Annotated in this window: 13 protein-coding genes and 1 pseudogene; 3 read left to right on the forward strand and 11 right to left on the reverse strand. The window is 70.3% G+C overall.

The features are described from left to right. Positions 1 to 22: 22 nt before the first annotated feature. The 5 genes from gcvH to clsA are packed head-to-tail and all read right to left on the reverse strand — an operon-like array spanning position 23 to position 3,117. A complete protein-coding gene (gene gcvH, locus Prum_RS44465; RefSeq protein WP_173085145.1) occupies positions 23 to 403 on the reverse strand; it encodes a glycine cleavage system protein GcvH in 381 nt (126 codons plus the stop codon). 24 nt (positions 404 to 427) lie between these two features. Next, positions 428 to 1,255, reverse strand: a complete 828-nt coding sequence (locus Prum_RS44470) for a DUF881 domain-containing protein (protein WP_173085147.1) — start codon at positions 1,253 to 1,255, stop codon at positions 428 to 430. Between the two features lie 13 nt (positions 1,256 to 1,268). Further along, entirely contained in the window at positions 1,269 to 1,601 is a 333-nt protein-coding gene (locus tag Prum_RS44475) for a small basic family protein (protein WP_173085149.1), read from the reverse strand. Further along, a complete protein-coding gene (locus Prum_RS44480; protein WP_173085151.1) occupies positions 1,601 to 2,467 on the reverse strand; it encodes a DUF881 domain-containing protein in 867 nt (288 codons plus the stop codon). Before Prum_RS44480 ends, Prum_RS44475 begins: the two co-directional genes overlap by 1 nt. Beyond that, positions 2,464 to 3,117 (reverse strand): cardiolipin synthase ClsA, encoded by a 654-nt coding sequence (gene clsA / locus Prum_RS44485; RefSeq protein ID WP_173086472.1) that lies wholly within the window; start codon positions 3,115 to 3,117, stop codon positions 2,464 to 2,466. Before clsA ends, Prum_RS44480 begins: the two co-directional genes overlap by 4 nt. Before the next feature lie 178 nt (positions 3,118 to 3,295). Between clsA and Prum_RS44490 the strand changes: the two genes are divergently transcribed. Next, positions 3,296 to 4,675, forward strand: coding sequence for a cellulase family glycosylhydrolase (locus Prum_RS44490; protein ID WP_173085154.1), 1,380 nt, complete (start codon positions 3,296 to 3,298; stop codon positions 4,673 to 4,675). Positions 4,676 to 4,745: 70 nt separating this feature from the next. On the opposite strand, the gene Prum_RS44495 is transcribed toward Prum_RS44490, so the two are convergent. Both Prum_RS44495 and Prum_RS44500 read right to left on the reverse strand, forming a co-directional pair. Beyond that, positions 4,746 to 5,867, reverse strand: a complete 1,122-nt coding sequence (locus Prum_RS44495) for a 5-methyltetrahydropteroyltriglutamate--homocysteine S-methyltransferase (protein ID WP_173085156.1) — start codon at positions 5,865 to 5,867, stop codon at positions 4,746 to 4,748. A 4-nt stretch (positions 5,868 to 5,871) separates the two neighbouring features. Then, positions 5,872 to 6,300, reverse strand: a complete 429-nt coding sequence (locus tag Prum_RS44500; RefSeq protein WP_246278840.1) for a GNAT family N-acetyltransferase — start codon at positions 6,298 to 6,300, stop codon at positions 5,872 to 5,874. A gap of 22 nt (positions 6,301 to 6,322) precedes the next feature. On the opposite strand from Prum_RS44500, the gene Prum_RS44505 reads away from it, so the two are divergent. Beyond that, positions 6,323 to 6,904 carry a MarR family winged helix-turn-helix transcriptional regulator gene (locus tag Prum_RS44505; protein WP_173085160.1) on the forward strand — a complete coding sequence of 194 codons (582 nt, stop codon included), beginning with the start codon at positions 6,323 to 6,325 and terminating at the stop codon, positions 6,902 to 6,904. A gap of 107 nt (positions 6,905 to 7,011) precedes the next feature. Here Prum_RS44505 and Prum_RS44510 read toward each other — a convergent pair whose 3' ends face one another. From Prum_RS44510 to Prum_RS44525, 4 genes and pseudogenes are all read right to left on the reverse strand, one after another. Beyond that, positions 7,012 to 7,878 carry a hypothetical protein gene (locus Prum_RS44510; protein ID WP_173085162.1) on the reverse strand — a complete coding sequence of 289 codons (867 nt, stop codon included), beginning with the start codon at positions 7,876 to 7,878 and terminating at the stop codon, positions 7,012 to 7,014. Between the two features lie 85 nt (positions 7,879 to 7,963). Next, complete coding sequence (locus Prum_RS44515; RefSeq protein WP_173085164.1) at positions 7,964 to 8,779, reverse strand: ABC transporter permease; 816 nt, start codon at positions 8,777 to 8,779, stop codon at positions 7,964 to 7,966. Continuing rightward, positions 8,776 to 9,749 (reverse strand): annotated as a pseudogene (locus Prum_RS44520) (ATP-binding cassette domain-containing protein). Before Prum_RS44520 ends, Prum_RS44515 begins: the two are co-directional and overlap by 4 nt. Before the next feature lie 41 nt (positions 9,750 to 9,790). Beyond that, on the reverse strand, positions 9,791 to 10,888 hold the full coding sequence (locus tag Prum_RS44525; protein WP_173085166.1) for a cellulose-binding domain-containing protein: 1,098 nt from the start codon (positions 10,886 to 10,888) through the stop codon (positions 9,791 to 9,793). Between the two features lie 225 nt (positions 10,889 to 11,113). Here Prum_RS44525 and Prum_RS44530 point away from each other — a divergent pair, with 225 nt between their 5' ends. Then, the gene (locus tag Prum_RS44530; protein ID WP_173085168.1) at positions 11,114 to 12,421 is read left to right on the forward strand and encodes an ABC transporter substrate-binding protein; all 1,308 of its coding nucleotides are present in this window, start codon (positions 11,114 to 11,116) and stop codon (positions 12,419 to 12,421) included. Positions 12,422 to 12,435: the final 14 nt, after the last annotated feature.

The raw sequence follows: 12,435 nt of genomic DNA on the forward strand, positions 1-12,435 counted from the left end.
TCAACCGGACGCGCGGGGCGGGTCAGCTCTCCGTCAGATCACGGTACGCCGCGGCTGTCAACAGGCCCTCCACGGCCGCCGGATCGGACGGCTCGATCTCCACCAGCCACCCTGCCCCGTACGGGTCGGTGTTGATCAATTCGGGCTCCTCGGCCAGCTTGTCGTTGCGCGCCGCCACGGTGCCCGACAGCGGAGCATATATCTCCGACACGCTTTTGGTGGACTCCACCTCGCCGAGCGCGTCCCCCGCCGACACGGCCGTACCCATCTCGGGAAGCTGCACGTACACGATGTCGCCGAGCGCGTCCTGGGCGAAGTGGGTGATCCCCACCCGCAGCGGCCCGCCGGCGGCTCCGGCCACCCACTCGTGCTCAGCCGTGTAACGCAGATCCTCGGGTATCACAGGCCGTCCTTCTCACTCACGAACTCACGAAGCGGGGCGCGCATGCTGAAGCGTCGTCGGGGCGCGAAGGGCCGACACGTCGACCACCTCTTGCTCCTGCACGATCACCGTACCGTTGTCGTTCCCGACCGATTCCACCACCCCGCCGGGTATCTTCAGCGCCGTTTCCATCGTTCGCGGCTCGCCGATCACGGCAATGGTGTAAGGCGCCGCGAGCCGCCGCCCATCCACCGTGATGCCGCCGTCCGCGTCCAGGAAATAGGTGGACGCCACGATCCGCACCGCGGCCCCGTCCGCCCCGCCGATCTGCATCGCCTCCGCGCCCGCCCCGCGCAGTTCCTGCACCGCGTCCAGGATCGCCGACGCCTTCAACGGCTCCGACCCCGCCTTGAACTCCACCGTCAGCCCCGGCCCGCGCGCCGGCAGCGTGCCCGCCAGCACGCCCAACTCGTCCGCCCGCCGGGTGGCCTCGTCCAGCGCCGCCTGCCGGCCGGCCGCACCCGAGCTGAGCTGCCGCTGGCTGTCCTCCAGGTCGGCGATCTCCTGCCGCAGCCGCTCCTCGCGCGCCTCCAGGTCGGACAGGATCCGCACCAGGTCCTCCTGCCGCGCCGAGGCCAGCCCCGAGTCGGTGGCGTTGCTGCGCAACTGCACCACCAGCGTGAAGCCGAGCAGGCCGAGCAGCACCGCGATCACCACACCGGCGGACGTGAGGCGCCGCCCGGCCTTCGCCGGCCGCTCAGCCGCCACATCGTCATCAGCATCATCGGGTACGACAGGGGTCGGTGCACTGCGTGGCCGGGACACCCCGTCGTCCGGCCAACCGGTACCCGTGGGCTTGTGATCGCTGCTCATGTTCCGCCCGACCTTACGCCCTGAACAGGTGCCGCCGGATGGCGGCCACGTTGCCGAAGATCCGCACGCCGAGCACGACGACGACGCCGGTGGACAGCTGCCCGCCCACCCCGAGCTGGTCGCCCAGGTAGACGATCAGCGCCGCCACCAACACGTTCGAGATGAACGAGATGACGAACTGCTTGTCGTCGAAGATGCCGTCGAGCCGTGCCCGGACGCCGCCGAACACCGCGTCCAGCGCGGCCACCACCGCGATCGGCAGGTACGGCTGCAGCGCCGACGGCACGGTCGGGTCCAGCACGACGCCGAGCACGACGCCGATGGCCAGCGCGAGTACAGCGACCATTAATCGCCTTCCGACTTGCTAGGGGTGGGTGTAGCCGCCGACGGGGACGGCGTGGCGAAGCGCAACTGCGGCTCCGAGGCGGCCGGCAACGTGATGTCGTCGACCTCGCGTACGTCGAAGGACATGCCCTCGTCGTCGACCAGGGCGCGGAACAGGCGGGCCGTGCCGCTGGACTCGAAGTCCTTCTTCAGGTCGTCCGGCCCGATGGCGCGCACGACGTACGGCCGGGTCACCGGCCGGAAGTCCACCAGGATCGCCGAGCCGGCGGCCCGGATCGTCGAGGTGGCGGTCAGCCGCTGGTCGTTGATGGCGATCGCCTCCGCGCCGGCGCTCCACAGCGCGTTGGCGATGTCCTGCAGGTCGCGGTCCAGCACCCGGCCCAGGTCCGCCTTGCCGGCGCCGGTGACCGCGTCGACCGCGTCCGGGGCGTCGTCGACGCGTACCTCGACGCCGTCGCCGCGCACCCGGGCCAGCCCGGTCGCCGCCTCCATGTCGCGCAGCCGGGCCGCGTCCTTGTCGGTCAGCGCCGCGTCGCGCTGGCGGGCCACCTCGTCGCGCAGCCGGTCCGCTTCCCGCGTCAGCCGGTCGGTTTCGGTCTGCCGCTGCTCGATCTGGGCCACCAGGCCGGCCCGCGCCTGGCTGCGGCTGGGCTCGTCGGCCAGCGTCTGCCGGTAGGCGACCACCAGCAGGAAGCCGACCGCGACCAGGGTCACCGCGCTCACCAGCCGGGTCGCCGAGCCGCGCCAGCCGGTCGCCGGCCCGGTGATCGCGCGGCGGCGGGCCGCGTCGGCGTACCCGGCGTCCAGCGGGTTGCGGAACAGCTCGGTGAGGAAGTCGGGCGCGTACACCCGGTTCTTGTCGTTCATAAGGGGTTTGTCGTTCGTGGGTTTTTGTCGTTCACGGCACGCCCCGGTGCGGCTCTGAGCAGCGTGGCGACCTGCGCGACGTACAGTGCCGCCGCCACCCAGTAGAGCACCAGGCCCCACCAGGCCAGCGCCCACCCGATGGGAAACGCGATCGGCGCGGCGCCGGCGGACGCCTCGGCCAGCAGCAGCACCGGGAACGCGGCCAGGATGATGAACGTGGCGGTCTTGCCGACGTAGTGCACCGGCAGCGGGCCGTACCCCTGCCGGCGCAGCAGCGCGAGGCAGCCCAGCAGTACGACCTCGCGGGCCAGCAGCGCGGCGGTGAACTGCCACGGCACCACGTCGCGGATGGTCAGCGCGATCAGCGTGGCGAGGATGTAGAGCCGGTCCACGGCCGGGTCGAGCAGCTCCCCCAGCCGGCTGACCTGGCCGAGCCGGCGGGCGACGTACCCGTCGACCCAGTCCGTCGTACCCCCGATGGCCAGCACGACGACGGCGGCCCCGTCGGCCTCGGGGCCGAGCAGCAGGTAGAGAAACAGGGGCACGCCCAGCAGCCGCACGAAGCTGATCAGGTTCGGGATCGTGAAGACCACCGAGCCCTCCCCTCCGCCCCCGTTTTCGGCGGTTGCACTATATCCAGCGCTGCTCAGCGGGTGCGCGGCACACCCTGTACGGCATCCTAGGATACTAGGTACGAGGCTACTTAACCGGTTGTGTTGGCTAAGCCATTCATCTACGCTGATGCCCGACACCTGGGAGCCGGGAGTCGTCGTGGGGCTTTGGGCACAGCCCCTCACCTGCCCTCTGGGCTCCTACCTGAGGTGGACCATGAAAAGAAAGATCGCGATCGTCGGCGCGGCGGTTCTCGCCCTCGTCGCCTCGGTCATGTTCTTCGTCAAGCCGGCCGACGCGGCCGTCGGGCTGCGCGTCAACGCCGGGCGCATCGTCGAGGCCAACGGCAGCAACTTCATCATGCGCGGCGTCAGCCATCCGCACGTCTGGTACACCGGCCAGACCAGCTCGTTCGCCAACATCAAGTCACTCGGGGCCAACACCGTGCGGGTCGTCCTGGGCAGCGGCCAGCGCTGGGGCCCGAGCAACGACCTGCCCAACGTCATCAACCTGTGCCGCACCAACCGGCTCGTCTGCGTGCTGGAAGTGCACGACACCACCGGGTACGGCGAGGAAGGCGCGGCGGCCACGCTCGACCAGGCGGCCACGTACTGGATCGGCCAGCGCAGCGCGCTGGCCGGCACCGAGAACTTCATCGTCATCAACATCGGCAACGAGCCGATGGGCAACAACGCCACCGTCAACGCCACCTGGCCGACCGCCACGTCCAGCGCGATCGGCCGGCTGCGCAACGCCGGCTTCGAGCACATGATCATGGTGGACGCCCCGAGCTGGGGTCAGGACTGGCAATTCATCATGCGGGACAACGCGCAGTCGGTCTTCAACAGCGACCCGCAGCGCAACACCGTCTTTTCCGTCCACATGTACGGCGTCTTCGACACCGCCGCCGAGATCCAGGACTACCTGGGCCGCTTCCGCACGGCGGGCCTGCCGATCGTGGTCGGCGAGTTCGGGCACAACCACTCCGACGGCAACCCCGACGAAGACACCATCATGTCGTACACGCAGACCAACGGGATCGGCTACATCGGCTGGTCGTGGAGCGGCAACGGCGGCGGCGTCGAATACCTCGACATGGTCACCAGCTTCAACCCGGCCCAGCTGACCTCGTGGGGCCAGCGCATCTTCAACGGCGCCAACGGCATCCGGGCCACCTCGCGCGAGGCGACCTGGTTCGGCGGCAACCCGACCACGGCGCCGACCACCGGCGGCCCGACCAGCCAACCGCCCACCACCCCGCCCACCACGGCACCGACGACCGGCAGCCCCGGCGGGCGCACCTGCTCGGCGACGTACGCGATCGTCGGTCAGTGGCAGGGCGGCTTCCAGGGCGAGGTGCGGGTCACCGCCGGCAGCCAGGCCATCACCGGCTGGACCGTCAACTGGACCTTCGCCAACGCCCAACGCGTCACGCAATCCTGGAACGCCCAGGTCACCAGCTCCGGCAACAGCGTGACCGCCCGCAACATGACCTACAACGGCTCGCTGGGCGCCGGCGCCACCACCAACTGGGGCTTCATCGGCTCCTGGACCGGCACCAACAGCGTCCCGTCGGTAACCTGCACCGCCACCTAACCGTCCAGCTTCCGTGATCAAGGCGTCCTTCAAGTCGTTATGACGACTTGAAGGACGCCTTGATCACTCCCTAGTCGCCCCAGACCTCGGCGGCGGTCTCCACGATGAGGCGGAGCTTGGCCACCTGCTCGTCGTACGTCAGCGCGTTGCCCTCCACAGTGGAGGAGAACCCGCACTGCGGAGACAGGCACAACTGCTCCAGCGGGACGTGCCGGGCCGCCTCGTCGATGCGCCGCTTGAGGTCGTCCTTGCTCTCCAGCTCGCCCCGCTTGGTGGTGACCAGGCCGAGCACCACCATCTTCCCGGGCGGCACGAACCGCAGCGGCCCGAACCCGCCGGAGCGCTCGTCGTCGTACTCCAGGAAGAACCCGTCGACGTCGAGCTGGCTGAAGAGGGCTTCGGCGACGAAGTCGTACCCGCCCTCGGCCGCCCACGAGGAGCGGAAGTTGCCCCGGCACATGTGGGTGGTCACGGCCATGCCGGGCGGGCGCCCGGCCAGGGCGGCGTTGATCTGGCGGATGTAGCGCTCGTGCTGGTGCATGGGGTCGCCGCCCTTGGCGGCGACCAACTCGCGCTGGCGCGGGTCGTTGAGGTACGCCAGGCTGGTGTCGTCGAGCTGCAGGTACGTGCAGCCGAGCAGGCCGAGCTGGCGCACCTCCTCGGCGTAGGCGGCCGACAGGTCGTCCCAGAACTGGTCCAGGTCCGGGTAGACGTCGGTGTCGATGGCCGCCCGGCCGCCGCGGTAGTGGACCATGCTGGGCGACGGGATGGTGAGCTTCGGCGTGACGGTGCTGACCTGCTCGCGCAGGAACGCGAACGCGTCGCCGAAGATCGGCTCCTTCAGGCTCACCCGGTCGTGCACGCGCAGCGCCGCCGAGGTGAACTCCAGCGTCCCGGAGTCGTTGTAGAACTGCACGGTGAGCTGCTCGTCGGCGGGGTCGATGCCGCCGAGCTGGTAGATGAAATCCATGTGCCAGGAGGTACGGCGAAACTCGCCGTCGGTGGCCGAGCGCAGGCCGACCTCCTCCTGCGTGCGGACGACCGCGCGGATCGCGTCGTCCTCGACCGCGCGCAGCTCGTCGGCGGTGATGCGGCCGGCGGCGCGGTCCTCCCGGGCCCGCAGCAGCGCGGCGGGGCGGAGCAGGCTGCCGACGTGGTCGGCGCGGAATGGTGGGCGGGTACGCGCACTCATGGCGCTAACCATAGACCTCGATCCGCATGTGCACTTTGGTCTCGTCGCGCCCGGTCTCGCGGAAGCCGAGCCGCTCGTACAGGGCGTACGCCTTCCGGTTGACCGCCAGGACCTCCAGCGCGACCGGGCGGCCTTCGGCGATCAGGTCCCGGATCAGGGCGGTGCCGATCCCCCGCCCCTGGTACGCCGGCAGCAGCTCGATCAGCCCCAGGACGGTCTCGTCCGGCCCGCGTTCCACCACGAGCCGGCCCACGTCCCGACCGTCCACCGTGACGATCTGGGTGGCCGCCGGATCGAAGCGGCGCTCGTGGAACCCGCGCTGCGCCGCCTCGTCCCAGCCCCACGTCGCCTCCACGTACGGCCGCAGTGCCACCTGGCGCAGCGCGAAGCAGAACTCGCTGTCGGCGGGCGTCGCCGGGCGCAGCTCAACCACGTCCCACAAGTACCATATGATCATGACGGACACGCGCTGGCTGACCGACGAGCAGCAGCGTGCCTGGCGGCGGTTCGCGGCGGTCATGATGCAGCTGCCCAGCGCGCTCGACACCCAACTGCAGCAGGACGCGCACATCACCCACTTCGGCTACTGGGTGCTGGCGATGCTGTCCGAACGCCCGGGCCGCTCGGCCCGGATGAGCGAGCTGGCCGCGCTCGCCAACGGCTCCCAGTCCCGCCTGTCCCACCTGGTCGCCCGGCTGGAGGAGCGCGGCTGGGTGCGGCGCGAACGTACCCCCGACGACGGCCGCGGGTACGTCGCCGTCCTCACCGACGAGGGCTACACCAAGGTCGTGGAGACCGCCCCCGGCCACGTCGACAAGGTCCGCTCCCTGGTCTTCGACGCGCTCACCCCCGAGCAGGTGGTCCAGCTAGCCGACATCAGCGCCACCATCCTCGCCCGCCTCTCCCCCACCCCGACTCCGACCCTCCCTGCTAGCCCCCACCCCGATCAAGGACCTTGCCGTCGATCAAGGGCAAATGGTCGTGGTTTTGAGATCAAAGCACGGCCGTTTGCCCTTGATCGACAGCAAGGTCCTTGATCGACGCGCGGCCGGGCGGTGTCCCTTGGGGCCTGGCGCGGGGAGAACTGGCTAGGGCTTGGGGGTGCGGGGGTGGAACGGTAGGCGCAGGAGTTGGGTCGGGCCGGTCAGGACGTCGCGGAGTCGGGTGCCGGCCGGGTCCGGGGCCGGGGCAGGGGCGGCTCGGCCGGGCGGCCGCCGGACAGCAGCTCCTTCCAGCGCTCGGCCGCCTCGTGGCCGGTGGCCAGGTCGGCGGTGCGCTGGGCGCGCTCGCGTTCGTCGGCGGAGCGGCGGCGGCGCAGGCTGCGGGCGGCGGCCTGGCTGGCGATGAGGCGGGCCTGGGCGGCGCCGCGTGCCCGGGACGGGGGTACGGCGAGGCGCTCCCGGCGTTGCCAGTCCTGCCGGGCGGCGAGTTGGGCGGCGAGGGCCTTGGTCCGGTTGGCGGTGACCTGCTGGTTGATCGCCGGGATGGGGTGGTTGTCGTCGTCGAGCCAGGCCCGCAGGCGGCGCTTGACGTACGCCTCGGTGACCTTGGGGTCGGAGGCCGCGGTGGGCACCTCGCCGATCTGGGGCTCGCCGGTGGGCAGGCTGTCCAGGCCGTACAGCACGTCGCGCGGGGTCCAGCCGGCCTCGAACCACAGTTGCAGCAGCACCCGCAGCCGGTCGCTGCCGATGCGGCGCAGCGTGGGTGAGATGTGGCAGAGCCACTCGCAGGCCAGGAGCTGCTCGGTGTAGCCGTCCGGCACGTCGTGCATGGGCCACTGCTGGGGTGGGCGGCCGAGCGGGTGGCAGGCCCGGCACTTGCGCGCGCCGGCCTCGTCACGGACCATGCGGTCGCGCTGGTCGCAGCGGCCGCACCAGGGCCGGCGGTCCGGGTCGGCGTCGCGGTCGGCGAGCGGGTTGCAGCGTGCGCAGCGCCGGCCGTCGGCCGCGAGCCGGGTGCGGCGGTCGCAGTCGCCACACCACCATGCGGGCAGGGACTGGTCGGCGGTCACACACTAGGTTGACACGGCCACGCCACCGAGCGGGCATAGTGCGCGAATGTCCCGGATATGGCCGTGTCGCGCTCTTTGGCCGGTTTCACACCCTCCGGCGCAGCGCGTACAGCGACAGCGGGGCGAAGACGCCGGCGATCAGCGCGGCCCACACCAGCGACCAGAGGACCGATTCGGCGGCCGGCCCACCCACCATCAGCCCGCGCGCCGCGTCGGACAGGTGGGTCACCGGGTTGATCTTCACCCAGGCTTGCAGCCAGCCCGGCATGGAGTCGATCGGCACGAACACGTTGCTGACGAACGTGACCGGGAACAGCGCGGTGAAGCCGAAGAGCTGCACCCTTTCCGGGTCCTTGGCCAGGACGCCGACCAGCACCGACACCCACGAGAACGCCAGCGCGAAGGTCAGCAGGACGACGACCGCGGCCAGCAGGCTGGCCATGCTCGTGCCGATCCGGAAGCCGAGGATCATCCCGACCGCGAGCAGCAGGAAGATCGACCACGCCTGCTTGGCCTGGTCGGCGAGGATGCGGCCGGCCAGCGGCGCCCACCGAGCGATCGGCAGCGAGCGCAGCCGGTCGAACACGCCCTTGGTCAGGTCGGTGTTGAGCCCCATGCCGACGTACATGGTCACGAAGAGCATGTTCATCACGATGATGCCGGGCAGCGCGAAGGTCAGGTACTCGCCGGTCGACCCCGCGATCGCGCCGCCGAAGACGTACGTGAACAGCAGCACGAACATGATCGGCTGGATGCTGTAGTCGCCCAGCTCCCACGGGTTGTGGCGGACCTGCACGATCGTGCGCCAGGCCAGGGTGAGGGTCTGGGCCAGCCCTTCGGGCACGGTGACGTGCGGCTTGATCACGGGGGCGGCCGGGGTGGCCACCGTGGTGGCGGTCATGATGCCACGCTCCCTTCGGTGTCGTCGGCGGTCTCGTCCTCGTCGGCCGGGCGCCCGGTCAGATGCAGGAACACCTCGTTGAGGCTGGAGCCGCGCAGCGCCAGCTCGGTGACCACGACGCCGGCGTCGTCGAGGCGGCGCACCACGCCGGGCAGCACCGCCGGGTCGGTCACCGGCGCCGTCACGAGCTGGCCCTTGACCTCCGGCTTGGCCCGGCTCAGCTCGCCGACCACGGAGACGACGAGCGGCACGTGGGTCTCGTCCGCCGGCCGTACGGCGAGGATCTGCGCGCCGGTCTTGGCCTTCAGCTCCTCCGGGGTGCCGGTGGCGATGACCCGGCCGTGGTCGATGACCACGATCTCGTCGGCCAGCTCGTCGGCCTCGTCCAGGTACTGCGTGGTGAGCAGCACCGTCACGCCCTCGTCCACCATGACGCGGATCAGGTCCCACAGCCCCGCGCGGGCGCGCGGGTCGAGCCCGGTGGTGGGCTCGTCGAGGTAGAGCATCGGCGGTCGGCCGACCAGGCTCGCGGCCAGGTCCAGCCGGCGCCGCATGCCGCCGGAGTACGTCTTCGTGGCGCGGCCGGCGGCGTCGGAGAGCCCGAACTGGGCCAGCAGCTCGCGGCCCCGCTGCTTGGCCTGGGCCCGGGCAGGCCGAGCAGCCGGCCGATGAGCAGCAGGTTCTCCGCGCCGGTCAGGGTCTCGTCGACCGACGCGTACTGCCCGGTCATGCCGATCAGCTGGCGCACCTGGTGCGCCTGGTGGACCACGTCGTAGCCGCCCACCGTGGCGTGCCCGGCGTCGGGTGTCAGCAGCGTGGCCAGTACGCGCACGGCGGTGGTCTTGCCGGCACCGTTCGGCCCGAGCAGGCCGAGCACCGTGCCGGTGCGGACCGCGAGATCCACACCGGCCAGCGCTGTCGTCTCGCCGAAGCGCTTGACCAGCCCTTCGGCCCAAATGGCGTGGGTCATGGTTCCACCATGCCCCACGGGTACGACATTGTGTGCCAGGGTCAAGACAGGAAGCTGCCGTACGGGCCGCTCAGGATGGCGTTCTTCTGCGCCTGGCTGAAGTGCGTGTTCGGGTAGCTGTAGAACGACGCGGACATCGGGGTGCCGTCGGTGGACGTCGAGTCGGGCAGCCCGAACGCGTGTCCCAGCTCGTGCACCATGCCGCCGTACCAGCGGTTCATGGTGCCGCCGATGCCGGCGGCGCCGTCGGCGTCGTGGCCGCTGAGGATGACCCAGCCGCCGCCGCCCCCGCCGCCGGAGCAGGCGGCCTCGGCGCTGATCTCGCCGACGTTGATCCAGCGGCTGTCCGGCGCCCGCAGGCTGAGCTTGCGCATCAGCTCCTGCTGCATGTTGAACACGACCCACCAGTAGCACTCGTTGCCGTTCGGGGTGTTCTCGTACCAGGAGCGCGGGTGGTCGCCGTTGACGACCTCCACCACCGGGTTGTTGAGCGTGAACGTCCGGCCCAGTTCCTGCCGGTAGTAGCGCTGCGCCTCGCGCATCACGTTCGCGATGCCGTCCGGGTACCGCTGGTCGTACGCCACGTCGGTGGGCTTGAGCCAGTAGACCCGGATGGTGCCGTTCGGCGGCGTGGTGCCCGGCGGCCGGGTCGTGGGCGCGGTGGTCGGCGGCGTGGTCGGCGGGGCCGTGGTCGGGGCCGCCGTGGTGGGCCCGGTGGTGGGCGTGGTGCTGCCGGTGCAGGCCACCCCGTTGAGGGTGAAGCTGGTGGGTACGGGGTTGCTGGAGTTGTTCCAGGAGCCGTTGAAGCCGAACGACACGCTGCCGTTGGTGGCCAGGCCGCCGTTGTAGCTCATGTTGACGGCCGTGACCGCGGCACCGCTCTGCGTGACGGTGGCGTTCCACGCCTGGGTCACGGCCTGGCCGGCCCCGAACGACCAGCGCAGCGTCCAGCCGGTCAGCGGGTCACCCAGGTTGGTGATCCCGACGTTCGCGGTGAAGCCGCCACCCCACTGCGAGCCGACGGTGTACGTCACCCGGCAGCCGGCCGCGGCCGCGTACCCGCTGGTGGCGGAAACGGCGGCGGTGCCGAAGGCGACGACGGCGGCCAGCCCGGCCGCCAAGAATCGAGATCTGTGCATACGCGTCTCCCAAGAGGCGTGGCCAGCGGCGGCCCGCTGGCGCGGCAAGATGCCGTCACGTCCGCCCGGTGACGCGATAGCGAACAAGGTCCGCCGATCATCTCCAACTCTTCGAAGACTGTCAATGGTCTCAAGATGAAAACGATTGAGTGCAATCGTATTCATCCGGGGTAGCGTGCAGGGTGCCCGGGACCTACCGGGCCACTCGACATGGAGGAGTGTGGGATGAGGACCCGCCAGAGGTGGCCCATCCTGGTCGCGGCGACGCTCCTGGTCGCGGCGTGCGGTCAGGAAAGCGAAACGCCTGATGTCGATCAGAACGCGGTCGCCACGACCAGCTGCGCCAGCTCCGGCGAGCTCACCATGTGGGAGCGGTCGGGCGGCAACAAGGCGATGGTCGACATGCTCGTGGAGGCGTGGAACACCAAGAACCCCGACTGCAAGATCAAGCTGACCTACATCCCGCACACGGAGATGGTCGGCAAGATCGCTCAAGGCATCGCGTCGGGCGAGGTGCCCGACCTCATGGGCATGGACCTGATCTACGCCCCGCAGTTCGAGAAGGCGCAGCAGCTCGTCGACCTCACCGACCGGATCAAGGACTGGCCGGAGCTGAAGACCGCCAGCAAGGGCCACATGACGGTCGCGACCTTCGAGGACCGGCTGTACGGCGTGCCGCTCTACGCCGACGTGTCCGCCCTCTTCTACAACAAGGACCTCTTCCAGCGCGCCGGTTTGGACCCGAACAAGCCGCCGACGAGCCTGCCGGAGCTGCGCGCGTACGCCGACAAGATCACCGCGTTGGGCGGCGACGTCAAGGGCTACTACCTGCCGGGCAACTGCGCCGGGTGCAACATCTTCACCGTCGGGCCGCTGATGTGGGCCTCCGGTGCGAAGATCGAGGCGGCCAACAAGGGCGACGAGCCGCTGGTCGGCGACGGCGTCAAGCAGGTCCTGCAGTTCACCCGCGACATGGTCAAGGCCGGCAACGTCCACGACGGCGACCGCGCGGAGAACGGCGAGACCTTCCATCTCCAGTTCGGCTCCGGCAAGGTCGGCATGATGGGCACCGGCAACTTCAACATCACGCTGGCCCGCGAGCAGAACCCGAAGATGAACTTCGGCGTCGCCCTGCTCCCCGGGATGACGGCGGGCTCGTCGGCCTCGTTCATCGGCGGCGACCTCGTCGTGGTGCCCAAGGGCAGCAAGCGGGTGGCCGACGCGGTCAACGTGATGAAGTTCCTGCTCTCCGACGACGTGCAGGTCGAGGTGTACGCCAAGGCGCTCAACCTCACCACCCGCAGCGACATGGTCAACAACAAGTACTTCCAGGCAGAACCGCTGGTCCAGGACGTCGCCAAGGCCCTCGAGGTCGGGCGGACGCCGTACACGCTGACCTTCTTCGAGCAGATCAACTCCCCGCAGGGGCCGTGGCTGAAGATGCTGCAGCGGGCGTACTACTCCGACGACAGCCTCGACACGATCATCTCGGACGCCAAGAAGGAGATGAAGGCCATCGCCGACCAGTCCTGACGAAGACCCCGCCG

The sequence above is a fragment of the Phytohabitans rumicis genome (genome assembly GCF_011764445.1).
GTDB lineage: Bacteria > Actinomycetota > Actinomycetes > Mycobacteriales > Micromonosporaceae > Phytohabitans > Phytohabitans rumicis.

Coding starts and splice junctions, on each gene's coding strand:
- Prum_RS44470 (WP_173085147.1), bottom strand. CDS start 1,255: ATGAGCAGCGATCACAAGCCCACGGGTACCGGTTGGCCGGACGACGGG.
- Prum_RS44475 (WP_173085149.1), bottom strand. CDS start 1,601: ATGGTCGCTGTACTCGCGCTGGCCATCGGCGTCGTGCTCGGCGTCGTG.
- Prum_RS44480 (WP_173085151.1), bottom strand. CDS start 2,467: ATGAACGACAAGAACCGGGTGTACGCGCCCGACTTCCTCACCGAGCTG.
- Prum_RS44490 (WP_173085154.1), top strand. CDS start 3,296: ATGAAAAGAAAGATCGCGATCGTCGGCGCGGCGGTTCTCGCCCTCGTC.
- Prum_RS44495 (WP_173085156.1), bottom strand. CDS start 5,867: ATGAGTGCGCGTACCCGCCCACCATTCCGCGCCGACCACGTCGGCAGC.
- Prum_RS44505 (WP_173085160.1), top strand. CDS start 6,323: ATGACGGACACGCGCTGGCTGACCGACGAGCAGCAGCGTGCCTGGCGG.
- Prum_RS44515 (WP_173085164.1), bottom strand. CDS start 8,779: ATGACCGCCACCACGGTGGCCACCCCGGCCGCCCCCGTGATCAAGCCG.
- Prum_RS44525 (WP_173085166.1), bottom strand. CDS start 10,888: ATGCACAGATCTCGATTCTTGGCGGCCGGGCTGGCCGCCGTCGTCGCC.
- Prum_RS44530 (WP_173085168.1), top strand. CDS start 11,114: ATGAGGACCCGCCAGAGGTGGCCCATCCTGGTCGCGGCGACGCTCCTG.